Origin of the sequence: Butyricimonas hominis, from assembly GCF_014287455.1 — a bacterium.
Taxonomy (GTDB): Bacteria; Bacteroidota; Bacteroidia; order Bacteroidales; family Marinifilaceae; genus Butyricimonas; species Butyricimonas muris.
On the sequence record NZ_JACOOH010000006.1, the window covers coordinates 383,346 to 407,896 of the forward strand.

Annotated in this window: 19 protein-coding genes and 2 rRNA genes; 10 read left to right on the plus strand and 11 right to left on the minus strand. The window is 43.2% G+C overall.

The window, feature by feature from the left end; genetic code table 11:
* Positions 1 to 4: 4 nt before the first annotated feature.
* The 3 genes from H8S64_RS15085 to H8S64_RS15095 all read right to left on the minus strand — a co-directional run bounded on the left by H8S64_RS15085 (position 5) and on the right by H8S64_RS15095 (position 3,441).
* A complete protein-coding gene (locus H8S64_RS15085) occupies positions 5 to 1,933 on the minus strand; it encodes a polysaccharide biosynthesis protein (RefSeq protein WP_186977098.1) in 1,929 nt (642 codons plus the stop codon).
* A 114-nt stretch (positions 1,934 to 2,047) separates the two neighbouring features.
* A complete protein-coding gene (locus H8S64_RS15090) occupies positions 2,048 to 2,812 on the minus strand; it encodes a hypothetical protein (protein WP_186977100.1) in 765 nt (254 codons plus the stop codon).
* Between the two features lie 107 nt (positions 2,813 to 2,919).
* Positions 2,920 to 3,441, minus strand: a complete 522-nt coding sequence (locus tag H8S64_RS15095) for a UpxY family transcription antiterminator (RefSeq protein WP_099290779.1) — start codon at positions 3,439 to 3,441, stop codon at positions 2,920 to 2,922.
* 758 nt (positions 3,442 to 4,199) lie between these two features.
* On the opposite strand from H8S64_RS15095, the gene H8S64_RS15100 reads away from it, so the two are divergent.
* Positions 4,200 to 5,090: a LysR family transcriptional regulator gene (locus tag H8S64_RS15100; RefSeq protein ID WP_186977102.1), complete on the plus strand. Its 891-nt coding sequence runs from the start codon at positions 4,200 to 4,202 to the stop codon at positions 5,088 to 5,090.
* A gap of 31 nt (positions 5,091 to 5,121) precedes the next feature.
* Here the strand turns inward: H8S64_RS15100 and H8S64_RS15105 are convergent, their stop codons facing one another.
* The gene (locus tag H8S64_RS15105; protein WP_186977104.1) at positions 5,122 to 6,297 is read right to left on the minus strand and encodes a multidrug effflux MFS transporter; all 1,176 of its coding nucleotides are present in this window, start codon (positions 6,295 to 6,297) and stop codon (positions 5,122 to 5,124) included.
* A gap of 163 nt (positions 6,298 to 6,460) precedes the next feature.
* Here H8S64_RS15105 and H8S64_RS15110 point away from each other — a divergent pair, with 163 nt between their 5' ends.
* The 9 genes from H8S64_RS15110 (at position 6,461) to H8S64_RS15150 (ending at position 14,080) form a co-directional block, all read left to right on the plus strand.
* Positions 6,461 to 7,327, plus strand: coding sequence for a helix-turn-helix domain-containing protein (locus H8S64_RS15110; RefSeq protein ID WP_186977106.1), 867 nt, complete (start codon positions 6,461 to 6,463; stop codon positions 7,325 to 7,327).
* A gap of 67 nt (positions 7,328 to 7,394) precedes the next feature.
* Complete coding sequence (locus tag H8S64_RS15115) at positions 7,395 to 8,336, plus strand: YeiH family protein (RefSeq protein WP_186977108.1); 942 nt, start codon at positions 7,395 to 7,397, stop codon at positions 8,334 to 8,336.
* Positions 8,337 to 8,529: 193 nt separating this feature from the next.
* Positions 8,530 to 9,675, plus strand: coding sequence for a COG1470 family protein (locus H8S64_RS15120; RefSeq protein WP_186977161.1), 1,146 nt, complete (start codon positions 8,530 to 8,532; stop codon positions 9,673 to 9,675).
* A gap of 3 nt (positions 9,676 to 9,678) precedes the next feature.
* On the plus strand, positions 9,679 to 10,419 hold the full coding sequence (locus H8S64_RS15125) for an ABC transporter ATP-binding protein (RefSeq protein ID WP_186977110.1): 741 nt from the start codon (positions 9,679 to 9,681) through the stop codon (positions 10,417 to 10,419).
* Positions 10,412 to 11,368, plus strand: a complete 957-nt coding sequence (locus H8S64_RS15130; RefSeq protein ID WP_099290784.1) for an ABC transporter permease — start codon at positions 10,412 to 10,414, stop codon at positions 11,366 to 11,368. The genes H8S64_RS15125 and H8S64_RS15130 overlap by 8 nt, the downstream gene beginning before the upstream one ends.
* A gap of 136 nt (positions 11,369 to 11,504) precedes the next feature.
* Positions 11,505 to 12,170 carry a MotA/TolQ/ExbB proton channel family protein gene (locus H8S64_RS15135; protein WP_186977112.1) on the plus strand — a complete coding sequence of 222 codons (666 nt, stop codon included), beginning with the start codon at positions 11,505 to 11,507 and terminating at the stop codon, positions 12,168 to 12,170.
* Between the two features lie 30 nt (positions 12,171 to 12,200).
* Complete coding sequence (locus tag H8S64_RS15140; RefSeq protein WP_099290786.1) at positions 12,201 to 12,593, plus strand: ExbD/TolR family protein; 393 nt, start codon at positions 12,201 to 12,203, stop codon at positions 12,591 to 12,593.
* A gap of 174 nt (positions 12,594 to 12,767) precedes the next feature.
* Positions 12,768 to 13,433, plus strand: coding sequence for a DUF4136 domain-containing protein (locus tag H8S64_RS15145; protein WP_099290787.1), 666 nt, complete (start codon positions 12,768 to 12,770; stop codon positions 13,431 to 13,433).
* Positions 13,434 to 13,471: 38 nt separating this feature from the next.
* Positions 13,472 to 14,080, plus strand: a complete 609-nt coding sequence (locus H8S64_RS15150; RefSeq protein ID WP_227217709.1) for an outer membrane beta-barrel protein — start codon at positions 13,472 to 13,474, stop codon at positions 14,078 to 14,080.
* Positions 14,081 to 14,152: 72 nt separating this feature from the next.
* Here the strand turns inward: H8S64_RS15150 and H8S64_RS15155 are convergent, their stop codons facing one another.
* From H8S64_RS15155 to H8S64_RS15185, 7 genes are all read right to left on the minus strand, one after another.
* On the minus strand, positions 14,153 to 14,887 hold the full coding sequence (locus tag H8S64_RS15155; RefSeq protein WP_186977114.1) for a LytR/AlgR family response regulator transcription factor: 735 nt from the start codon (positions 14,885 to 14,887) through the stop codon (positions 14,153 to 14,155).
* Positions 14,888 to 15,059: 172 nt separating this feature from the next.
* Positions 15,060 to 16,403 carry a RagB/SusD family nutrient uptake outer membrane protein gene (locus H8S64_RS15160; RefSeq protein WP_186977116.1) on the minus strand — a complete coding sequence of 448 codons (1,344 nt, stop codon included), beginning with the start codon at positions 16,401 to 16,403 and terminating at the stop codon, positions 15,060 to 15,062.
* A gap of 11 nt (positions 16,404 to 16,414) precedes the next feature.
* Positions 16,415 to 19,732: a SusC/RagA family TonB-linked outer membrane protein gene (locus H8S64_RS15165; RefSeq protein ID WP_186977119.1), complete on the minus strand. Its 3,318-nt coding sequence runs from the start codon at positions 19,730 to 19,732 to the stop codon at positions 16,415 to 16,417.
* 37 nt (positions 19,733 to 19,769) lie between these two features.
* The gene (locus H8S64_RS15170) at positions 19,770 to 22,343 is read right to left on the minus strand and encodes a zinc-dependent metalloprotease (protein WP_186977122.1); all 2,574 of its coding nucleotides are present in this window, start codon (positions 22,341 to 22,343) and stop codon (positions 19,770 to 19,772) included.
* Between the two features lie 124 nt (positions 22,344 to 22,467).
* Positions 22,468 to 23,943 (minus strand): histidine kinase, encoded by a 1,476-nt coding sequence (locus H8S64_RS15175; RefSeq protein WP_176554946.1) that lies wholly within the window; start codon positions 23,941 to 23,943, stop codon positions 22,468 to 22,470.
* A gap of 139 nt (positions 23,944 to 24,082) precedes the next feature.
* Positions 24,083 to 24,193 (minus strand): 5S ribosomal RNA (rrf, locus tag H8S64_RS15180).
* Between the two features lie 266 nt (positions 24,194 to 24,459).
* A 23S ribosomal RNA gene (locus H8S64_RS15185) occupies positions 24,460 to 24,551 on the minus strand; the annotation flags it as partial.

Here is a 24,551-nt window from a genome sequence, read left to right on the forward strand (position 1 = left end):
CTTTTCATTTTACTTTCATACTATCAAATTTTTCATACACCGAATTATTGGACCTAAAGTCCAGTACCACCTGCTTCATCAAACGGACCGTCTTATCTACTTCCACCGCCAGCGCCAACTCTGCCAATTTATCGTAAGCCCACAACACCTCATCCCGCTCATAGGTTCTTACTTTAGCCACCCGTATTTTACTATTCCCCGTCGGAATCGTGTTTTCCTCGTTACTCAACACTTCCTCGTACAACTTCTCCCCGGGACGTAAGCCGATAAACTTGATCTTAATATCTTCCCCCGGAATATACCCGGCTAATCGAATCATTCTTTCAGCCAAATCAACAATTTTCACAGGCTCGCCCATGTCAAAAACGAAAATTTGGTTTCCTGTACTCATCATCGCCGCCTCCATCACTAACCGACATGCCTCCGGAATCGTCATAAAGAAACGTGTGATTCTCGGGTCTGTCACTGTAACCGGGCCACCTTGTTCTATTTGTTTTCGAAAATACGGGATTACACTACCGTTACTACCCAGTACGTTCCCAAAGCGAGTTGTCACGAATCTCGTTTTCCCTTTAACTTTCCCCCTCTCCATAGCCAAACCCAAACTTTGCACGTAAATCTCAGCGAGTCGTTTCGAGGCTCCCATCACGTTTGTCGGGTTAACCGCCTTGTCTGTTGAAATCATCACCATCATCTCCACACCATACTCCACGCAAAAATCTGCAACCAATCTTGAACCCACCACATTAACACGAACTGCCTCACAAGGGTTTTCTTCCATCAGCGGTACATGTTTGTATGCAGCCGCATGAAATACCACTTGTGGGTGAAACATGACGAAAGCCATCCGCAATCGTTCCTTTTGACGAACATCCCCAATAAAAGGTGTAAACTTCAAATTCGGAAAATTTCTCTCCAACTCCAGACGTAATTCATGCATCGGGGTTTCGGCGTTATCAAATAAAACCAAACGACTAATTCCAAGCGTTGCCAACTGGCGACATAATTCGCTACCGATACTCCCCGCTGCTCCTGTCACCAACACTACTTTCCCGGTAAAACTTTCCGCTAATTCCACGGTGTTTATTTTAATCTCTTCTCTCCCCAATAAATCTTCTATCCGTATTTCCCGGATTACAGTTTTCTTCAAGCCATCTCCCAATACATCTATTGGCGGAGATACAAAATTCTTTACTCCATTATTCTGGCAAAAACGAACTAACCTATCCTTTTCCCGACGAGCCTCTTCGTGAGAAGGAAATAGAAGTCCATTTATATTGTATTTCTTCACGAATCGAACAAAATTTTGCTCGTCTTTGAAATAATAAACCGGTAACTCCGATATCGCGTAAGACTTTAAACATTTGTCCGAATTCACAAATCCCACCACGTGATAATGTTTACTGGAAAGCATCCTTTTCTTCAACGCCACGCTTTTATTCTCCGTTCCATACACTAGAACTCTTGTTTTACTTGTGCTATACCGGGATATCGCTAGATCATAAACTAATACAAGAGTAACCCTAAAACCTATCAAAACAACAGTCGTGACCAAAAAATCAATTAAAAAACAAGCAAACGCATGATGTTCGAATAATTGCAAACTGGAAAAGACAACCAATCCCAGTAAAAAGAATTCTTTTAACAAGATGGCAATCCCCATCTTTCCAATACTTTTTATCGTTGCGTGGCGAATAATATTTTTATTCACCCCCAACGTTTGGAATACAATCATACTCACGAAAAATGCTCCTGCTATCACTATAAAATAAGTACTTCTTGTAAGATCAACAATGAAGTTGTCTACAAAAAGAAGAGTAACAAACGAGCTACCGATAGATAACAGCACGTCCAACAAGAGGATTGCCCAATAATTTACATATTTCTTCCTCTCACAGAAACGATTACAAATCTCGTGAATCGAATATTTCATCTATAAACACAAACTAAATTCGGCTCTTTGATTTCCGGCAAATATCATAAAAGAAGCGTCCCCTCCGGTATAATAGCTTGATCCGGCATAGAAGTACCGTCGAGGGTGACGCTGTTACCGGGGGTTGCGTAACCCGGCATATCTCTCGTTGTAAGCGGCGAACTCCCGCTTTGCAAGTATATTAAACACTTTTATTGTAACATCAAAACCATTCTCCCGCGATTGCAGGAATCGTTTGACAATCTCCTCCTCCTCTTGCCTCACGGTGATAACCAAACGCGCACGCTCTTCCCCCAGACGCATATGTTCTTCCAACGGCAACATCATCGCCCCGACCGCATCATCATACAGGCAAATGGCATCCCACCAAGACAACAACATTTCACGATTTCCACCCCGCGTATACCCCAACGCCTCTGTCACCAGTCGCCCGGCAAGTTCTCCACACTCCTCGTCCCCGGCAAAATAATAACAGTTGCATAACAAACGGCAAATATTCGGCGTGCGACAAGGCAACGCGATCTTGCCGTTCCCCCGTGCCGAGAGAATCCGGTACGCCGCATCCAAACCGTTTTTCAAGTAACTCAAGTCCGAGTACACCTGGTAGACATCCATCTTGTCCGCTGCATAACCCGCCCGGGTATCCACAGAAATATCATCGTTTTGCAACTGCCCGGGATACAAGTGAACGATCGATTTCGCTCGCTCGTGAATAATACCGGGAGTTCCAAAATCACGCTCCAGCCACGGGTACACCCGTACCATAGAGTACACCGTCAGGTAACCGTGTAACAAGCCCGACAATCGTGCCGGGGGATACGACCGGAGATCAAGGTTGTCCAATTGCTTGTACAAATCGTGAAATAAACCTTTTTCCATTTGTATTTTTTGATTTACGATTTTAGATTTATGATTTCAATTGTACTTGTTGACACTTTTTTCAATCGCAAATCGTGATTCATAAATCTTAAATTAATCCATTTGTTTTACTCTATTTTTTCCAAGAATGAACCCGGGATATAAGACGTGGCGATCGATGCCACTCCTTCCAAGCGGATTACCACCCGTTTGTGCCCTCTCAAACGCACCAATTCGCCTTCCAGTCCCTGTAACGGACCTTTGATCACCCGAACCCGGTCTCCTCGCTTGAGGTCTTTATTCAATATCTCGATGCCGGCAGGCGAGAAATCCAGCAGGAACATGAAATCTTCCATTTGCTTGTCAGGAACGATCAAAGAACAATGCCCTTCTATATCTTTCAAGTAAACGATATTCAGTGAACACTCGTTGATCAGGGAGAAACTCGTCACCTTGTCCGTGTGGATAAAAATCAACCCATGAATCAAAAGCACGCGGATCATCTTGCGACCCAACGGGGTTTCCCGCACTTGTTCTTCCAGCGGGAGGAAATTCTCTATTCCCAGTTCGTCCAGTTTTTTCTTGATCAATAATTCCTGGTTCACTCGCGTGTAAGCGACATACCAGTGTAGTTGTTTCTCCTTGATCATGTAATTATTTATTCACCTTCTTTACAAACGTTTTTTTGATACTTCGGCAATTCCGCAGGATGAGCCGACCGGACGCGCTTCGCGCACTAACCCTCTCACCGGTTTTGATTTATTGCCATGTGTTTCACGCACCCCACTTAAACAGTGCTATGTATTATAGACGCACGAAAGCTGTTTCGCAAAACGATATTTTATATCAGAAAACGATCATTTAATGATATTAACAATATTAATATTCACTTTTATGTACACACAAGTGTAAACACCTAATTACGAGAGTCAAAAAAAAATCTAATAAAAGTATTGCGATACTCAAAATTGATGTATATTTGCACCGCATCAAACGATCGTTTAAAAATATCACATAACAATCTTATACTCAACCCCAAAACTCCACCACATCACTGTTTTGCCCCATTGACGATTAATACTACTCTTTTTAACATCATCCCGTTTTCTCTTCCACCAATACCTATAGAAGACCCATTGTAATTATACCCAAATAATACCGTAATCATACCCCTCCTTCGTTCTTCCTCCGTTTATCCTCTGAACATCCTATAATCTTTCATATAGAAACACTGGAGCAGAACTACTCGAACATCAGCCCTATGAACTTATTACCTTGGGTTCTCGGTAGGATTGCATTGGGTCTTCTATGGGTGCAAATATGAAATATCAACTAAAATTAATACCTTCGCCGGGAATATAACTTTCGAGGGAACACCGAATTCTCTCGGAACTAAAACAAAAAAAGAATGCTGGATCACAAACTCACTATATTCTACCACACGGCAAAACATCTGAACACCACGAAAGCGGCTGAAATTTTACGGATTTCCCAACCGGCAGTGTCCAAAAGTATCAAAGAACTGGAACGGGAAATGGGACTAACCCTTTTTGAACGGGAAAAAGGAAGATTGGCACTTACCCCTGCCGGGAAATACCTGCTGGAACAAAGCGAAGACCTTATCGAACGGGAACGCGCGATCACGTTCAACCTGCAACACATGAAAGAAGAGTTTTCCGGCACGCTCCATATCGGGGCAAGCACCACGCTCTCGCAATACATCCTACCCGAACTTCTGGCCCAGTTTCGAGAACGTTACCCCCAGATAAAAATCAACTTGATTAGCGGCAACACGGATCAGATCGAACAGGAACTCCTCAACCGGAATATTCAACTCGCGTTCATCGAGGGAACACCTTCACAACCGGATATTCATTACATACCTTTCCTGAAAGATGAAATCGTACTGGTAACCTCATCCAAAAACACAACGTGGGATTCAATTACCAAGGCACAATTGCAAGAACTGAAATTCGTGGTGCGCGAGAAAGGTTCGGGTACTTACAACATCATCCAAAGACACCTCTCCGACGCCGGAATTGCAATCAATGACCTCAACCAACAAATGGTAATCGGAAGCACGGAAGGCATCAAACAATACTTGAAATACTCGGATTGCTATGCCTTGGTTTCTATTTTCTCCATTCGAGATGAATTAGCTTGCGGGATGCTCAAGATCGTCGACATGGACGACCTCGAGATCACCCGAACCCTTTACGCCATCCACAAACAGGGACAAATAGACTCTTATGCCGAATTGCTGCTGAGATTCTGCGAACAACGCAAGAAAATCTTATGATTCAGTGATTGAAGAATCACCCCATCGGCAATCACTGGCTCCTTGAATCTTTGAATTGTTTCGGGCAGAAAAGATAGACCAGAAAACTACACACGAGTATAATGATCCCCGTGGTCACGAACAAATTCCCTATTCCGACCAGCGGGGACACAAGGCTCCCGAACAAAAATTGGAAGAAACCGAGTATTGCCGAGGCACATCCCGAGTTCGTTCTCTCCAAATCCAGAGCAAGCGAAGTTGTCGGTGGCATAATCGTCCCGAAACACAAGGCAAGCAACACGAACATCCCTTCCACCACGATAAAAGATAATTCCATAATTAACGCCGCTGCCGTGAAAACACTAAGTAACAGAAAAACTTTCGTCATCATCGACAATACCTTCTGTTCATTCCGAAAGAAAGAAACCAGTACACTCCCGATCATAATACAAAAAGCATTCGCCCCGAAACACAGGCTATATTGAGCGGGAGATAACCGGTAATGCGATTGAAAAATAAAAGGGGAAGCCGCTATATACGCGAAAAACACACCAAAAGCCAAAGCCTGCGTGAGCACGTAACGCATAAACCTCCGGTTTTTCAAAATCGGGACAAAACCTTTCAACGCTGAAAACGTGCTGCCTTGAACGCGTTTCTCACGGGAGTGCGACTCCCGGAAGACAAAAGTCATAAAAAACAAAATCATCCCGAAAGCGAATAGTATTCCGAATATTCCCCGCCAATCCGTCACGTTCATCATCACACCTCCCAGTACCGGTGCGGCAATAGGGGCGATCCCCTGTATTCCCGCGAGCAGGGAAAAGAACACCGACAATTCCCGTCCGGAATACAAGTCGACAATGATCGAACGGGCAATCACGACACACCCCGCCCCGAATATACCCTGCACAAGACGAAAAAACAGGAAATAGTAAATCGTGGGAGAAAAAATACAAGCGACTGTTGCCAAAGAAAATACACCCAAAGAAAACGCCAAAGGACGTACACGCCCGTACTTGTCACTGACCGGACCAAGGAACAGCTGCCCGAGGGCAAGCCCCAGCATCCCGAACGTCAGGCTCAACTGCACGAGTGAAACCGATGTCCCGAAATATTGCTGCATCTGGGGAAAGGCAGGTAAGTACACATCGGTCATAATGGGTCCGAAAGCTGTCAGCGAACCCGTGAAAAGAAGTAAGAATACTTTAGAATTTTTATTTTTTACCATAATACAAATTATTTCATGTTATATATTATCCTTTTTCGGGGGCAAAGATACCGAGATGTCCTCAACCGACTATTTCCATTATCCGCTCGTCGTTGTCCATTTTGAGAACAAATAATTCGATAAATGACCTTTTTCCATTACTTTTGTACAAAAACAGGAATACATGAAGCCATTTTACACCACCACCGAAGAACCACTCGTGACCGGGACATCCGACTTGAATATGATTTTTGACCGTCCATACCGGCTGGATAGCGGATTAATACTATTCTGTCGGGAAGGGACGGCAGAAATCGAGATCGATTTAAAAAAATATCCTGTTGTACCCAACGCCGAAGTTGTGATTCTACCGGCAACCACCCTATCGCTCAATAGTTCATCACCGGAATTTCGGGTCGATTACATCGCTTTTTCCAAAGCACTCATGGACGAAGTTTCTTTTCGTCTGGAAGCCCCGTTTTTCGGCTTTTTGAAAGAGCATCCCGTGTGCTCCCACGCGGAAGGAATAAGAATCGATATCATAAACGAACTTATAAAAATGGTCACTCTCGTGTATCACGACCGACAAAACACATTCCGTAACCCGATCATTAAGAACCTGCTGCAATGCTTTTTTCTGAACATGTACGACAAGACACAAAAGTTTTTTGCCAGTGAAAAAAAAGGACACGACCGGGCAGAAGAGATTTTTCACGGTTTTATTTCCCTCGTGCAGAAACATTACCTTCAACAAAAGGAAGTCACTTTTTACGCCGATGAATTATGCATCTCGCCCCGCTACTTGACGGCCATCACGCGAAAAGTCACCGACGAATCGGCAAAAGAGATTATCGACAAACATGTCATACTTGAAATAAAAGTATTGCTGCAATCGACGGAAATGACCATTCAAGAAATCTCCAACCATCTGAACTTCCCCAACCAATCCTATCTGTCCCGTTACTTCAAAAGGCACACGGGTAAGAATCCGGTTGATTACCGGGATAAAAAGAGTGATCCCTCTACTATATCTTTAAGTAATACCCTCTGAATATTTTTTATTTCCAAAATTCATAGATTTAGAAGAATTTTGCACCGAACAAAATATTAAATAGATCATGAGCAAAATTCAACTGAACAAAAATCAAAAAGAAGTACTCTTCATCGTAGCGATGTTTCTTGTACCATTTCTTGATCCGGGCTTTGCCCTCTTATTAGGTCTGATTTTATCATTGACGATCGGACACCCGTTCCTGTCCATTAATAGTCGTGTCACCCATATACTTTTACAAATATCCGTTGTCGGCCTCGGTTTCGGCATGAATGTAGGTCAAGCTATTGAAGCCGGAAAAACAGGAATCCTTTTCACGATCGTTTCCATCGTGGTCACCATCGGTCTGGGACTTTTCTTTACCCGTAAACTACGGGTGGCAAGGGATACCGGCTTTTTGGTTTCCGGGGGTACCGCCATTTGCGGGGGAAGCGCCATCGCGGCTCTGGCTCCCGTTATCAATGCAAAAGACAAAGATATCACGGTCGCCATGGGAACAATCTTCATGTTAAACGCCGTGGCTCTATTCATATTCCCGCCTCTCGGACGTTGGTTGGAAATGAACGACCATCAATTCGGCTACTGGTGTGCTATCGCCATTCACGACACAAGCTCGGTAGTCGGTGCTGCCAAAACATACAGCAACGAGGCATTGGTTATCGCTACCACAACCAAACTGATCCGGGCATTGTGGATCATACCCGTATCGCTCATTGCCGCATTCTTTTACAACAAAGGAACAAACAAAAAATCAAAAATTTCGATTCCTTATTTCATCTTCTTGTATGTCATTGCCATGATTGTTGCAACCTACACCCCACAATGGAATCATCTCTACACGGAAATCGTCAGCTTTGCCAAAGTGGGAATGTTGTTTACCCTGTTCTTGATCGGTGCCGGACTTTCTAAAGATACGATCAAACAAGTCGGCTTCAAACCCATCTTGTTGGGTATCATACTATGGATTTGTATCAGCATCTTGTCTGCTAGCGTAATTCTACTTCTCTGATTATTACGTTCATTCTTTCATTATACATAAAAAGGCTGCCTAAAAAGTAAATAGACAGCCTTTTTTATATTATCATGACCTCTCTATAAACTTTTTTCTAATCTTTTAAAATTATATAATACACATAGTAATTAAATTTGTCAGCAATGTATTGAGAATCATATCAAAATATCTAACGAAATTTTTTATGACAATGCGTGCAAATTATTTAAATCTATTACTCGTCCTGCTCGCGGGATTTCTTCCCCTCAGTATGCAGGCAGCAGAACCCGAAAAAAAGGTGATTCTGTACACTCCCTACACGAAAATAGCCGTGCCGCCGGGAGAATCTGTAAACTACAACATTGACGTCATCAACAACGGTGACGAAGTGAAAAACGCCGACATTACCATCAAGGGAATGCCCCGGGGATGGAAGTACGAGATCAAAGCCGGAACATGGACTGTGAACCAACTTTCCGTCCTCCCGAAAGAGAAGAAAAACTTCTCCTTGAAAGTGGATATTCCGTTAAAGGTAAACAAAGGCACTTACCGTTTTTCCGTCATGGCGGAAGGATTAGGCGAACTCCCTTTGAGTATCACGGTCTCGAAACAGGGTACTTACCAAACGGATTTCACCACGAACCAACCCAACATGCAAGGAAATTCGAAGTCGACATTCACGTTTAATGCCACGCTGAAAAACCAAACGGCGGACCAGCAACTTTACGCCCTTATGGCACAAGCCCCCCGGGGATGGAATGTGGTCTTCAAGGCAAATTACAAACAAGCAACTTCCGCTCAAGTGGAACCGAATGCTACCCAAAACATCACGATCGATATCAATCCGCCTGCCAATGTTGAAGCAGGGACATACAAAATTCCCGTTCGCGCGGCAACCAGCACGACTTCCGCGGACATGGAACTCGAGGTCGTGATCACGGGGACTTACCAAATGGAACTGACTACTCCCCGCGGGTTACTCAGCACGGAAATCACGGCGGGGGACACGAAACGAATCGACTTGGTAATCAAAAACACGGGATCGGCAGAATTGAAAGACATTCAACTCTCTGCCAATAAACCGGTAGATTGGGAAGTCACGTTCGAGCCGACAAAAATAGACCGCCTGAAAGCCGGGGAAACGGCTAATGCTGTCGCTGTCGTGAAAGCATCCAAAAAAGCTTTACCGGGAGATTACGTCACCAAAATATCTGCCAAAACACCGGAAGTCAATTCAACGGCAGATTTCCGTATTGCAGTAAGAACACCTATGATCTGGGGCTGGATGGGTGTATTAGTCATCCTGATCGCGTTGGGATGCGTGTACTTCCTATTCCGCAAATATGGAAGGAGGTAAATCATGGACGAACCCATTATCGAACTTCATGATTTAACGAAACAATACGGGAAATTCACGGCAGTGGATCATATCAACCTCACCGTGCACAAGGGAGAGATCTTCGGAATACTGGGACCGAACGGAGCCGGAAAATCCACGACAATATTGATGATGCTCGGGTTGACCGACCCTACATCCGGAGACGTGAAAGTATGCGGCATCAACTCCACCCGCAACCCCATACAAGTACGGGAGAAGGTTGGCTATCTCCCCGAAGACGTGGGTTTCTACGATGACATGACCGGTATCGAAAACCTGCTCTACACGGCTCGCCTCAATCGTATCGACGAGAAAGAAGCCCGAACAAAAGCACAAGAATTACTTGAACGGGTAGGATTACCCCTCGACACGAAAAAAAAGGCAGGGAAATACTCCCGCGGTATGCGCCAACGTCTTGGCTTAGCCGATGTACTGATCAAGAAACCGGAAGTCATCATTCTCGATGAACCCACGTCCGGTATCGATCCTGCCGGAGTTCAAGAATTTATGGATCTCATCCGGCAACTGAGGGATGAGCACGGGCTGACCGTACTTTTCTCGTCCCACCATCTGGATCAAGTACAACAAATTTGCGACCGGGTAGGGTTGTTCGGGGCGGGAAAACTTCTGGCAGAAGTGAACATCGCCGAATTGCAAACCGAGGAACACGGGTTGGAAAACATGTATAACCGTTATTTCGGAGGAGGAAAAAGCCATGAGTAGAATACAACGTCCATTCTGGGTTATCGTCCGTAAAGAAGTGGCCGACCATGTCAGAAGTTGGCGTTTCATCATATTGATAGCCATCATCGCCCTGACTTGCATGGGTTCGCTCTACACGGCACTGACCAATATAGGGGCAGCGATAAAACCCAACGATCCCGACGGTTCGTTTCTTTTCTTGAAACTATTCACCGTGTCTGACGGGACATTACCCTCTTTCGTGATTTTTATCAGTTTTTTGGGACCACTACTCGGGATAGCACTGGGTTTTGACGCCATCAATTCCGAGCAAAACAAGGGAACACTGAGTCGGGTTTTATCCCAACCGATACATCGGGATTACTTGATTAACGCCAAATTCACGGGAGCCTTGATCGTTATCGGGGTCATGCTGTTCGCACTGGCATTCATGGTGATGGGATTCGGGTTGATCGCCATCGGGATTCCCCCGACAGCAGAAGAATTCCTACGTATTATATGTTTCATCGGGGTAAGTATCGTGTACGTGGCATTTTGGTTGAACCTGTCGATTTTCTTCTCGATTAAATTCAAACAAGCTGCCACTTCCGCCTTGGCATGCATCGCGGTATGGTTATTTTTCAGCGTTTTCTATAACATGATCGTCAATCTGGTCGGAAAAGCCATTAGCCCCTCGGCAATGGCAAGCACGTACCAAGTCATCAGTTACCAGAGATTCATGCTCAACCTGTTGCGTTTTGCCCCAAGTATGCTTTTCAACGAGGCAACCACCACGTTATTGATGCCCTCGGTAAGAAGCTTGGGACCGCTAACCATGGAACAAGTACACGGCGCTATCCCCAGCCCGCTACCACTCGGGCAGAGCTTGATGGTCGTCTGGCCACAACTCACGGGACTGATCGCCGCTACCGTGATCTGCTTCGCGTTATCATACGCCTCATTCATGAGAAAAGAAATCAGATCGAGATAAAAATTAGGGAGAGTCGAAAAGACTCTCCTCTAGTTCATAAAGTTTATAAGGTTCATAAAGTTTATAACCTTATAAACTCATTTTCTTGCAGGTTCACAAAAACAACATTATCTTCGCACGACAAAATAAAGAATACATGGTGTACACAACATTTATAATCCTTGCAGCCCCGGCAACGAACACGGACATGAGCCTGTGGGGGATGGTCGTAAAAGGCGGTTGGCTGATGATCCCGATTTTCATTCTATCCATCATAGCCATTTACATCGCGTGTGAACGTTATTGGTTATTCCGCAAGACGGGTATAAACGATGTCGCGTTCATGCAAAAAATCAAGGAATATATCCAAAACGATAACATGAAAGCTGTGCTTGCCGAATGTGAAGCGGAAGCAAGCCCTTTATCAAAGACAATAGCCAAAGGTATCGTCATGCAGGGAGAAGCCCCGAGTGAAATACGCCAAGCCATGGAAGAAACGGCCAACTATGAAGTAGCCCTTTTGGAAAAAGGCTTACCCACACTGGCAACTTGTGCCGGAGTCGCACCCATGATCGGGTTCCTCGGAACCGTAGTCGGTATGGTGCAAGCCTTCTATGACATGTCAATGGCAGGAAGTAACATCGATATCACCCTCCTGTCCCGCGGTATTTACACGGCAATGATCACCACCGTGGCAGGACTTATCGTTGGTATCATCGGACAATTAGCTTATAATTTCTTGGTTGCAAGAGTCGATAAAATCGTTCTCCGTATAGAACACCACTCCTCCGAGTTTATCAATCTTTGCCTCCGAAAGAAATAATTCTCAATTATAAATTCTCAATTATAAATCGTGGCAATCAAACGCAAAAGTAAAATCAACCCGAACTTCAACATGTCGTCCATGACCGACATCGTATTTTTACTGCTGATCTTTTTCATGGTTTCGTCCACGTTGATCAACCCCAACGCCCTAAGGTTGCTATTACCTCAAAGTACAAACCAAACTTCCGACAGACCGATTGTTGTCGTTTCTATTGATAAAAATTATACTTTTTACCTGAACGAAAAGGTCATCCCGTTCTCCATGCTCGAACGCCGATTAGTGGAAGAACTAAAAGAACAGGAAGATCCCTGTATCTCTCTGCAAGCCGACAAATCAGTGCCTCTAGAACAAATCGTGAAAGTAATGAACATCGCGAAAGACCATAAATACCGCTTGATCTTAGCTACTACCCCTGAATAGATTATCTTTAAAATCAACGTAAAAAAATAATTGGCGAAGCTGAAACCTATCGCCCGCGTCGGCGTATACAACCTCACACAAGCGCTCAAGAACTTGATACTTGTCGCTTGTAATGATTATCTCGTTGTAGATAAAATATATTAGCAACAATTGTTAAACTAAAACTAACACAGTATGAAACGTTTACTTTTTTTATCATGCATCGGACTGTTCGCACAGTTTCTGGTCTCATGTTACCCGGGAGGCGCAGACACAGTGAAGGAGATGGATGTTGCCATAACCAATTATGACAAGAGCGCAGACTTCACCAAGTACACTACATTCTCACTTCCCGATACGATCGTTTATTTCGTGGCTCAAGGAGAAACACCGAATCACACTTACGATCCGCAAATCTTACAACTGGTAAAAGACAATTTCACTCAGCTAGGTTACACCTACATCGACCCGCAAAGCGAAAGCGATGAACAACCGAGTTTCATTGTCACCGTATCAGCTTTCTCTAACGTGAATTATTATTACGGGAACGACTACTGGTACAACTACTGGGGTTGGTATCCGGGTTGGGACTGGATTTGGGGTCCGACTTGGGGACCGGGTTGGGGACCTTCTTACCCGTGGTATCCTGTTGCCGTGTACTCTTACAGAAGTGGTTCTATCGTGATCGATATGATCGCCGCGGACCAAACCGCCCCGACAAGTGCGAACAAGAAAATTCCGGTACTCTGGAGTGGTGTTGCCGACGGCTTGTTACAAGGCTCTGCCCAATCTATTCTTGACAGGATGGAATCAACCATCGACCAATGCTTCGTTCAATCACCGTATTTGAAAAAGCAATAGAGTAGATCACTAATTGTCAATTTAAAATTCAAACGATTATGAGAAAGTTATTAATTATATCGCTTATACTATTCGGGTTAAGCCCATTGGTAAAAGGACAGATGCTGAACTTGAACTACCAGATGTCTGCCCCGTTTGGCAAAATGCACGATTTTGCGAGTAAAATGAGTTTCAGAGGTATGGACCTCGAGTACCATCAATTCTTGGGAGAAAGATTCTCTGTCGGAGGTATGATCGGCTGGAACACCTACTACAAAGATAAAGGAAAAATGAGTGGTAACTTCAAATTCAAAGGTAGCAGCGACATTCACACCATCACCGGTTATCAATACCGCTACGTCAATACAGTGCCCATCATGGCTATCGGGCGTTACTGGTTCACGGATCAAAACAGTACATTCAGACCTTATTTCGGTTTAGGTGTCGGAACAAGCTGGACGGAAATGAAACTGGACGTGGGACAATTCAGCTCCACGAACTCCAAATGGCAATTCGCCTTCGCTCCTGAAATAGGTACTATCATCCCCGTAAACGATCAGTTTGCGTTCAACATAGGGGCGAAATACACCTACGGCACGAAAGCCGGAAAAGTAGAAGCCATGCAAAACTTCACGATTAGCGTGGGTATCGTATTCATGGGAAATTAAAACAAATAAAAACAACTGGGTAATCAATAGGGACGAGGCTGTGTTCACGATGGACACAGCCTTTTTTCGTTATTATTGGTTCAACCATTGCTTGAACTCCTGTATCCGTTCGGAACTCACGATTGCCTCTATTCCGCTCGGCGGCAAGGGTGACAAAATAATTTTTATCCTACTATTGGAATACTTCACCATCTCCTTGATAGCATCATAGCTGATGATAAACTTCCGGTTAATCTTGAAAAACCGCGTGGGATTCAACTTCGACTCGATCCCGCTGATCGTCTGGTCAAGGATAAAATTCTGTCCGTCCCGGGTAAAAAGTACCAGATACTTCCCGTCCGCCATAAAATAAGCCACGTCACCTATCGCCACGGACTTCATCTTCGTTCCCACGGTGACTAAAAAGCGTTCTTGATACACCGTCAACGAAGCAGCCGGGAAAGGCGCATTCGTGGCGGAAAGCGAATCCAGTTTACTCAACGCATTCATCAACTCATCCTTGTCAAACGGCTTCAAAATATAATCTATCCCTTGATATTTAAACGCCTTCAACGCATACTCGTCATACGCCGTGATAAAAATCACCGGAACCGTGATCTCCACCTGTTCAAAAATATCAAAACTCTGCCCGTCCCCCAGATGAATATCCATAAAAATCACATCCACCTTATTCTTCCTCAACCATTTCACACTCTCGCTCACCGAATCCAACTTCGCCAAAATAGCAACATCCGGAGCCACCTCCCCCAACAACCTCTCCAATTCCGATGCCGCAAGATACTCGTCTTCAATGATAACTGCATTCATAAGCTATTTTTGATAAATACCCATCAGGTTATATCCCCGATTCCATATCCACAAAAATAGAGAAAAAATTTATAAAATACACATTTCTATTTACCAACAAAATCCCACACGGTCATATTACATAACCATGCGGGATTTCCAACTACTAACCTAAACCTAATTGCTACTCGGATTAATTTCTCAAATCCGGGTTATTCTCTGTGGCTTCTTGCGGTAATGAAATCGTATAACGAGGATCATCTTTCATCAATGTAGCTGACTGCACTGTCTCCTTGTCATCCGTGTAAACTTTTACTATTTCAGGACGATTTGTACGCCGCAAATCAAACCAACGATGTCCTCCTTCTAGTGCCAACTCTCTAGCACGTTCATTCATAATCTCGACAAGTAATTCCTCGCTTGACATACGATCTATCGTTTCAGCCCGCTCTAAATAATAATCCTTTTTCAAGCGTGTCTTCAACAATTCTTTCAAACGTGTTTTCGCTTGTTCCAATTTTCCTTCCACGTGAACTGCTGCTTCTGCCGCAATCAAATAAATTTCTGCAGAACGAATGGATACTTTATAATTTGAATTTTCGCCTCCCTTTGTAGGCTCATATTTTCCACCATCTCCGAGAGTAAAATTCATATCAAAACGATAATCATTTTCTGCATTATATTTCTCTTGCAATGTAGGAAGAAGTTGTGAATATCTTGATATATCCCTACTTCCCCATTCTTCTAGACACAGGATCGCTTCATGCGATTTAATATTATAAGGTTCCATTGCAGCCCCACTTGTCATATCTTCTAATGGACAAGTAGGCAGCAATTCCTCTGCCAAATTCATGGCATTTTCCCACTCTTGATGGTAAAGCCTTACACGAGCCTCGAATGCTTTAGCCGATTTCTTGGAAAAACGGTATAAAATTGAAGATTCTTGTTCATCAACTGTTAATAATCTCTGCCCTTCTGCAATATCCGCAAATATTTGCTCATATACCTTCTCAACCGTCGCCCGAGTATAAGATTGCTCTATATCTATCTTCAAGGCAAGCGGAATACCTTTATCCGTCGCAGCCGTAGCTATATTATAGGGAATTCCATAAAGATTCAATAAATCAAAATGCATGTATGCCCGCAACAAATAAGCCTCTCCCAATATCTGCTCCCGAGAATCATCTTGCGTATCAACTTCTGCATCCATCACATCCGCAATAACACTATTCGCATAAAAAATAGCTTTATACGGAGTACTCCACGGGTAGGAAGCCATCATGTTCACCGAATTATCATTCCAAATTGCAAAATCGATCAACTGTGCATAAGCATCTTCCGTTCCAATTGGAATAACTTCATCTGAACGAAAAGCTAATAAATATTTATAACTAGATACTGTATTGTAACCAGAGGTTAGCAATGCACGAAATTCAGTAACCTTCTCTGGTATCACCTTACCAACAGGTTTCACGTCCAAATAATCGCAAGACGCAAAAAGGGTAAATAAACTGATTATATATATTATTTTTTTCATGATTATCTATCTTAAAATGATACATCTAAACCTACGGAGAATGTCTTGGCAAGAGGCTGCGTATATATATTTCCCCAAGTTTCGGGATCAAAATACCCTTTGTAGCTTGATGCAACCACGAAAGGATTCCGAGCCTCAAAACTAATTCGAGCTGAACTGATTCTCAATTTATCGGTAAGTTCACGCGGGAAAGTATATCCCAAACGGATACTACTTATTCTCCAGTAACTCATATCTTTGTACCAATAATCATAGTTTTTAAACGAGTTACCAGAATCCACTCCGTTTACCCATTGATAGTAATTCACGTAACGCATATTATCATACATCGCATAACTTACCAATGCCGGATATTTCCCGGTGGTATTGGAAGAAGACCAAATCTCTGATACACGTTTCGAGTAATTCTGCCCCGGAGATGTTTCGCTCGGAGAATAAAAAGGTGTTTCCTGCATAGTCTGGTCAATCACAAAACTTGAACTCACAGTGAGGTCAAAATTTTTATAATAGAAACGATTAATCCAACCTCCCGTGAATTTAGGCTCACTCGTTCCCGCATATTCAAAAAGATCTCTATACTCCGCATTCGTCAATCCCATCGTGGGTAAACCGATTCCCCATTCATCCGTTAAACTGAAAAGAGTTTCAAAATTCACTTTATCCCCACTTTTCGTGTAAAACATCGGAAGACCGTCTTCATCCAAACCGGCTGTTCTCAACTTAAAAAGAGCGCCGACAGAATGTCCCTCAAGAGAAGGAGTCCATGAATTATCGGCTACTTGAATCTTATCGACATTACTCTTATTACTTGCGATATTAAAATCCATCACCCAACGGAAATCCTGTGTCTTGATGTTCACTGTTGATATTGCGAACTCAAACCCCTTGTTCGTCAACTCAGCCCAGTTCATAGTAGAAGTGGCAAACCCATTTTCATAAGGTAAAGACCTCATTCCTATTAAATCGACACTCTTTCGATGATAAATATCAACATTAAAAGAAACACGATTATTAAAAACAGCCATATCCAAACCAAGATTCCAGTTTTTCGTTTTTTCCCAACGCAAATTTTGATTAGGAGGAGTAGATACTGTAATCGAAGATTCTGAATTTCCTGGTAACACAGTTGAAGTCGTCCAATCACCCACTACATAAGGCGATGTATTTTTATCAATATTCCCTTGTAGACCATAAGATACACGCAACTTCAAATCATTCAACCACTCGGCATCTTTCATGAACTCCTCTCTATTTATATTCCATGCAGCTGAAGCAGACCAAAGTGGTAAATATTTATATTTTCGAGCCACACCAAATAAATTGGAACCATCAAAACGCATACTTCCAAAAAAAGTATAACGATTATCGTAAGTATACGAACCTGTCAAATAATAAGATAAATAACGATCTTGGGTCTCGGTTTTCAAGTATTGCTGATATTTAGAAGAATTTATCGTAGAAGTACTCAATCCATTCGGAAAAACAATAGGTTGCGTTGTCAATGCCCGAGAATCAAAACCAAATCCTTTCGTGTGCACACTTGTATTCTTATTTCCACGCATTTCAAACCCAGCCATAAAATTCACGGCATGACGTTCTGCGAAAACATGGCTAAACTCACCTTGTATCTTCCACTGGTATTGTGACATATCAGCTGCCCAATTCTGAATGATTCCACCTTTAGGTAAAAAAGACTCCGAATTATACATCGCATCTTGTCTATATTTCCGCGTGAAATAAGTATTTTCATCAGCAAATTTTTCGGTCTTGGAATCCTCCAATTGCATATAAAATTGCGTGGTTAAAGAAAGGAAACTCCAAGGTTTGTAATTCAGCGTTATCATCGGTTTGAAAGCTAAATTCTTCAACCAATAATCTGTATTTTCCCGTTCTTCAATTAAATTGAACTCTAGATAAGCATCATCCAACCCTTTAATATCTTGATCATAGACATAATTTCCATTTTCATCTCGAACATTCAAATAAGGATTCACGCTCCGCGTATAATAGGAAGGATTCGTGAAAGAATCTGAATCTGTAATATAACTTTTCCGCTTACTATGAGACATAAATAAAGAAAGCCCTAATTTCAAATTATCTCTCAAATCAAAATCTGTCTTCATTGTCCCCGTAAAGCGTTCGAATCCCGTACCTATCGTAGTTCCTTCTTCATTATAATAACCAACAGAAGCATAATAACGTGCATTCTCTGCTCCTCCAGATACACTCAGATTATATTGTTGGTTCACTGCATTTTGATACACCAAATCTCCCCAATCAGAACCACTCGTACGCAATGCATTAATTTCAGATTGTGAATCAGTGGACAAAGCACTAAAACCACCTTCTTGAAAAGCAGATAGCTCTCCCTTGCTAGAAAGAATACGAGCAACACTACCATAATTGCTACGATACACTAAATTTGGATCACTTGCCATTCTCAATTCAAAATCAACCTTCTCCGAAGCATTCATTAAATTCAACTTCCCAAGATCCGGTTTAGTCGTCACGAACATCGCCGCCGAAGCATTTACACGCATCTTTCCAGCTTTTCCTTTTTTCGTTGTAACTACAATTACTCCGTTTGCAGCACGAGCACCATAAATCGCAGTAGCGGCAGCATCCTTCAAAATAGTAATATCTTCAATATCCGCCGGATTCACTCCTGCAATAGAAGTATTATACAGATTATCAATATTATCTTTGTCACCAAAGTTTGTTGGGATATCATTCCCTTCCAGAATCATACCGTCCAATACCCACAACGGATCAGTACTACCACTCAAAGAAACCGTACTACGAATACGCATCTTATTCGGAGCTCCGGGGGCTCCGTTTGTCGGAATGGATGTCATACCGGCAATTTGCCCCTCCAACAACTGATCTATACTTGCGACACCGATTCGTTTGATATCATCCATCTTCACTGTCTGGATAGAAGAAGTAACTTTCCGTTTCTCTATCTGCTGATACCCGGTCACCACCACTTCTTCCAATTGCTCCTGATCCGGTTGCAAAAGCACTTTAAACTCCGTTTTCTTGGAGATATCCAGTTTCAAGGGTTTATAGCCGATGAAACTAATTACCACGTAATTTACGGCTTTAGGCACTTTCAATTCAAAATTCCCATCAATATCCGTGATTGTTCCTTTAGGCCCTAAATTCTTGGATTCGGGGGCATCCGGATCAATAACCACTGTCGCGCCAATCAAAGTCTCGTTCGTAACGGAGTCCATTACCACGCCCTTAATTGTTCGGTAATCTCCCTCGTTTTGAGCGAGCAACCAAAGCGGACAGAATAACGCCATTAATAATAAAATCTTTCTCATGTTCATTTGTTTACTTCGTATGTTAAAGGTATAATAATTATCTCATGTTCAAAGCTTCCTTGATACGGATGATCAAATCTTCATAATGATTTCTCGTCTCAACGTCGCCCGTGTTTCGCTTACTTTCCGCCAATTTCAAGACTTTCAACAACTCACCTCTCTTCACGGATACCGCCTCGGAAACCCGTCCCATAGAAGTGAAATGTAAAACTCTCAATTGAGCGTCTTCTCTAGGTTCTATTTTAAATGCCGCTTCTTTTGACGCGAAGCAACATGTATTAGAATTATTGTGCAAAGCCTTTTTCGTTGTTTTCTCCACGGCTTTATTGGAGCTTACAATGATGGCATCGATAAAATTCTTCTGTGTCATTCTTTCATAAAGGGACAGATTCTTTCCCGCATTAGAACTAGCAAATATAACATTGTGAATATCCGCGAACATCTCCTCGGGCGTGTAACACTTGGCGCGACCCAACGTGGCCTCAGCATCAAACATACGCATCAGACGTTCATCTTTCAACAAATTATAAAACGTAGCGTACTGCATTTCCCGGGCTACCGTGTAAGGAGAATACTCTACCCCCATTTGTATCGGGTAACTCTTCTTCCATACATCTGCCCCGAACAACCAATCCGGCACGATAAAGACTTCATCAATCAAGTATTTCACGCTCTCCTTCTGTCTTTCCCTCGGAACGGGGACATAACGATCCTCGGCACTTCCCATCACCGGATTGTTTATATATATTCCTCCCACGTTTGCCGTCACGTGTCCGGCATACATCTTCCATTGATTAATCACCGCCATCAACAACCTGCCGGCTTGTGTAAAGCCTTCACCTTCCTCTTCCGTCCATGCCACGATATTCGGCACGATACGTTTCAAGTTCATAATCCCGTAACGATTCGCTTTCACGACATCATCCCCAAGGTCTTCATCCTGTGACCGCGGATCAATCGGGTCTTTCGGGTCTTGTTGCTCCCCGTACCAGTACATCGGGTCACCCTCGTGTTCGCGAATCCAACCGTTCAATACAGGCAATTCCTCTTGCGGAGTCTTCGTGTCCAACCAACGATAAGCCCAATTAATGGCAAACTTATCATACACCCCGATCTTCGGCGTTATATCCACCACCCCGTCTCCCGGTTGTGCCACGTAATTAAAACGGGCGTAGTCCATGATAGAACTTGCCGTCCCCCCCATCTTGGAAGTAAAACTCGGGGATCTTAGAGAATCCGTGGGGAATGACCATGAAGCACCCATGTTGTGTTTCAACCCGAAAGTATGCCCTACCTCGTGGGAAGACACGAAACGAATAGCACTTGCCATATGCTCGTCGCTCAATTTATTCCCCCGTGCTCTCGGGTCTATCGGTCCCGTTTGCACCTGTATCCATGAATGGAGCAACGACATCACGTTATGCCACCATACCACGTCAGCCTCGATAATCTCGCCGGAACGAGGATCGACCACAGAGGGCCCCATGGCGTTCGCTTGCTCAGACGCCGCGTAGGTAATGACAGAATAACGAACATCATCAATGTCGAAATCTTCATCACCTTCCGGGACATCCTTCGCGATAACAGCGTTTTTGAAACCGGCTGCCTCGAATGCGGCCTGCCAATCCAATACTCCTGCTTTAATCTCCTCCCTCCATTGTTTGGGGGTCGAGGGATCGATATAAAACACGATAGGTTTAACAGGCTCTACCACCTCTCCTCTACTATATTTCTCTACATCTTCCGGTTTCGGTTCCAACCGCCAGCGGTGAACGAACTCCCGTTTCTCTACTTTTTGCTGAACATCATTAAAATAAGCATGTTCCGTCGTGAAAAAACCTACACGGTTATCAGCGAAACGCGGCTTCATCGGTTTCTCCGGCAATAATACCAGATTAGTCGTCGTCTCCACTGTCAAAGGGACAGCCACGCCACCATCCACCACAGATGTCGTCATCAGCGATTTCACCACCACGTTAGACGGGAACACTTTCACACTCAATATCTTTGATAAATCTTTCTTTATAGTTCCCCCTAAAGAAATACTATTATATACATCATTAAAACTCTTCTCGCTTCCGTCAAAAATCTTGTTTACTTTGATTACCACGGACGTGGAATCTTTCCCGTAAGCCTCTATCGGGAAATACTCGATCACCGACTCCCGGTAATTCGCCTTTACCGACTCCGCTATCGCATCACCTTCCGAGGCACTCACTCTGGGGTTGTACGTCGTCACCCAAACCTTATTCAATTGCTCGTCTTTGTAAAAACGTACCAGTTTATCGTCATATTCCATTCCCCTGTTCAACCCCGCATCATTCAACTCGTAAGGCACTCCCGACACTTTATTCACGATCAAAAGATCACGTCCCATTAATGAATCGGCGATCTCAAAATAGTAATCATTCTCGACCGTCAGAATCTTGATCATTCCTTCGGCCACCTTTGCCTTTTTTACTAAATCACCATAAGTATCCTTCTTGGCGACTTCCGTTTTTTCTTTAGACTCATTCTTCTTTTGTCTTTCACGGGAATATCCCGTCATGGAAAGCAACAATAACGCGATGATTACTGTCACACCTAAGATTAATGTCTTTGTTTTTGCCATACTTTATTTATTCGTTAAATCTGTCTAACTCTTTGATGCTATACAATATTAAGACAGATTTCGCTGAATAAAAATAAAAGTGGAGTGAACCCCCGAAAAAACGGAGTGAAGATTCGATTTTTAGTTATAAACCATTTTTCAAAAGAGGTAATCGACACACGTAATAACCATTTTGACAACCACATACGAATTTTTCCGGGGAATAGAACTCGTAAATGGTACGAATCCGCTCGAAACCTACGCCCATAGAGGCCTCGCTGGATTCCCCTCTTGGCTGGTAATTGTTTTCCACGATCAACCAATCACCTTCATCGTGTATATTAATATGTAACGGATTCTGAATCGTGACCAGATTATGCTTTATCGCATTTTCCACGAGCATTTGTAAACTCATGGAAGGTATTTTTGCCTCCAGAGAGAGGGGCGATACTTGAATCGTCAAATCCAGTTGTTCCCCGAACCGTATTTTTTGCAGGAAATAATATTGCCGTGTAAAGTCAATCTCTTCCTTTACCGTTGATAAACTCTCGTTTCTCGTTTCCAATAAATAACGATACACCTTGGATAATTTCAACACGAACTCTTTCGCCAAAGTCGAATCCGTTCCGATCAAAACGCTCAACGAGTTCAAAGAATTAAACAAGAAATGAGGGTTAATCTGATTCTTCAACTGTTGCAAATGCAATTCCATGGATTCCCGCTCTATTTTACGCCTTAGGCGATACTCCTTCCGCCATTTATGCTGGGCAAAGAAAAGCAACACGGCAAATATTATAATCGTCATCAAAGCGATCATTAACGTGTATCTATGGAACTCGTCCAAAATCTCTTTATTCCCGTACTGGGGCACGTTCACGGCAATCACCCATTTCTCTTCCCCTATCGTCAACGGGTAATAAATGCGGAGCACCTGAGAAGATAGAAAGACAGAATGCACCATCATTTCCAACTCGTGCTTCGTTTTCAACACCTCTCTCAGCGTATCCAATTCTTCCCGTGGAAAAGGAGATGTACCTAACAATCTCTCGTCAGGATGAGAAAGCAATATCCCTTGTTCATTCACGATAAACACGTAACTGGAAACTTTTCCGCTCGCCTCGGCAAAGTAAGAATGTAAATCCGTCAACAGAATATCAAAACCGAAAAGAGCCCTCCGGGATGCCGTCGGTTCTATCGCCTCTATCGTCGACCAGTAAATCTTACCTTCTTCCGTGTACGTCCCGCTATAATGATGCCCTTTCATTGTATCCAACAAGGTATACATATATTTTAATTCCACTCCCGAGAGTTTCAACCGATGAAACTCATAGCTATTGCGTTCCAATACACGCAAGGAATCTTTTGTACCTCTGAAAAACCACGTTCGACTTATTTTCGGATCCAACTGCAACATGGTCTGCATGAGAGAAACTAAATCAACCTCATTATATGACTCCGTTCGCCCGAAAAATTCTCTTGCCAAACGCTGTAATTCTTCTGTTTTCCGGAATTCATAAGCCACGGACTCCGCCCGATAACGGGATGCTTCCCGAACGTTCGCGTTATTCATATCATTACCGACATCACTGATCTTCTTACCGATCAAGTATATCGCTACCATAAATAACGCTAACAGGATTAAACCTATCGATATTATATTCGTCCGTATTCTCATCACGACAAAGATAGATAAACAATTGAAATACTATCCCTAGCACCATAAAAAAAGAGCGACTCTTTTCAGAATCGCTCTTCTCTAAATCTGGCATCGACCTACTCTCCCACCTCTCGGCAGTACCATCGGCGCTAACGGGCTTAACTTCTCTGTTCGGGATGGGAAGAGGTGGATCACCGTCGCTATAGACACCGTTTAATAAAATTGAAAGTTGAAAATGGAAAATTGAAAATTATTCCCAATCATCACTATCTCCAAGCTTCCGTCACTCCATCGTGGCGCTCCCGCCACAGTGACAATATCTTTTTAAAGTTCATCATTTTTATCATGCATCGAAAATCTAACGTCGGTTCTTCAAAAATGGTGACATTTCATCATTTTCAATTTTCAACTTTCAATTTTCAATTGCCATTGTCATCTTGACAATGGCCCGGAACGTTAAACGTATCATCTAACCCGCCGAACGTCAACTTTCGGGTGATTAGTACCACTCGGCTTTGCCGTCACCGGCTTTACACCTGTGGCCTATCAACGTCGTCGTCTACAACGACCCT

Coding starts and splice junctions, on each gene's coding strand:
- H8S64_RS15085 (WP_186977098.1), bottom strand. CDS start 1,933: ATGAAATATTCGATTCACGAGATTTGTAATCGTTTCTGTGAGAGGAAG.
- H8S64_RS15090 (WP_186977100.1), bottom strand. CDS start 2,812: ATGGAAAAAGGTTTATTTCACGATTTGTACAAGCAATTGGACAACCTT.
- H8S64_RS15095 (WP_099290779.1), bottom strand. CDS start 3,441: ATGATCAAGGAGAAACAACTACACTGGTATGTCGCTTACACGCGAGTG.
- H8S64_RS15100 (WP_186977102.1), top strand. CDS start 4,200: ATGCTGGATCACAAACTCACTATATTCTACCACACGGCAAAACATCTG.
- H8S64_RS15105 (WP_186977104.1), bottom strand. CDS start 6,297: ATGGTAAAAAATAAAAATTCTAAAGTATTCTTACTTCTTTTCACGGGT.
- H8S64_RS15110 (WP_186977106.1), top strand. CDS start 6,461: ATGAAGCCATTTTACACCACCACCGAAGAACCACTCGTGACCGGGACA.
- H8S64_RS15115 (WP_186977108.1), top strand. CDS start 7,395: ATGAGCAAAATTCAACTGAACAAAAATCAAAAAGAAGTACTCTTCATC.
- H8S64_RS15120 (WP_186977161.1), top strand. CDS start 8,530: ATGCGTGCAAATTATTTAAATCTATTACTCGTCCTGCTCGCGGGATTT.
- H8S64_RS15125 (WP_186977110.1), top strand. CDS start 9,679: ATGGACGAACCCATTATCGAACTTCATGATTTAACGAAACAATACGGG.
- H8S64_RS15130 (WP_099290784.1), top strand. CDS start 10,412: ATGAGTAGAATACAACGTCCATTCTGGGTTATCGTCCGTAAAGAAGTG.
- H8S64_RS15135 (WP_186977112.1), top strand. CDS start 11,505: ATGGTGTACACAACATTTATAATCCTTGCAGCCCCGGCAACGAACACG.
- H8S64_RS15145 (WP_099290787.1), top strand. CDS start 12,768: ATGAAACGTTTACTTTTTTTATCATGCATCGGACTGTTCGCACAGTTT.
- H8S64_RS15150 (WP_227217709.1), top strand. CDS start 13,472: ATGAGAAAGTTATTAATTATATCGCTTATACTATTCGGGTTAAGCCCA.
- H8S64_RS15155 (WP_186977114.1), bottom strand. CDS start 14,887: ATGAATGCAGTTATCATTGAAGACGAGTATCTTGCGGCATCGGAATTG.
- H8S64_RS15160 (WP_186977116.1), bottom strand. CDS start 16,403: ATGAAAAAAATAATATATATAATCAGTTTATTTACCCTTTTTGCGTCT.
- H8S64_RS15165 (WP_186977119.1), bottom strand. CDS start 19,732: ATGAGAAAGATTTTATTATTAATGGCGTTATTCTGTCCGCTTTGGTTG.
- H8S64_RS15170 (WP_186977122.1), bottom strand. CDS start 22,343: ATGGCAAAAACAAAGACATTAATCTTAGGTGTGACAGTAATCATCGCG.
- H8S64_RS15175 (WP_176554946.1), bottom strand. CDS start 23,943: ATGGTAGCGATATACTTGATCGGTAAGAAGATCAGTGATGTCGGTAAT.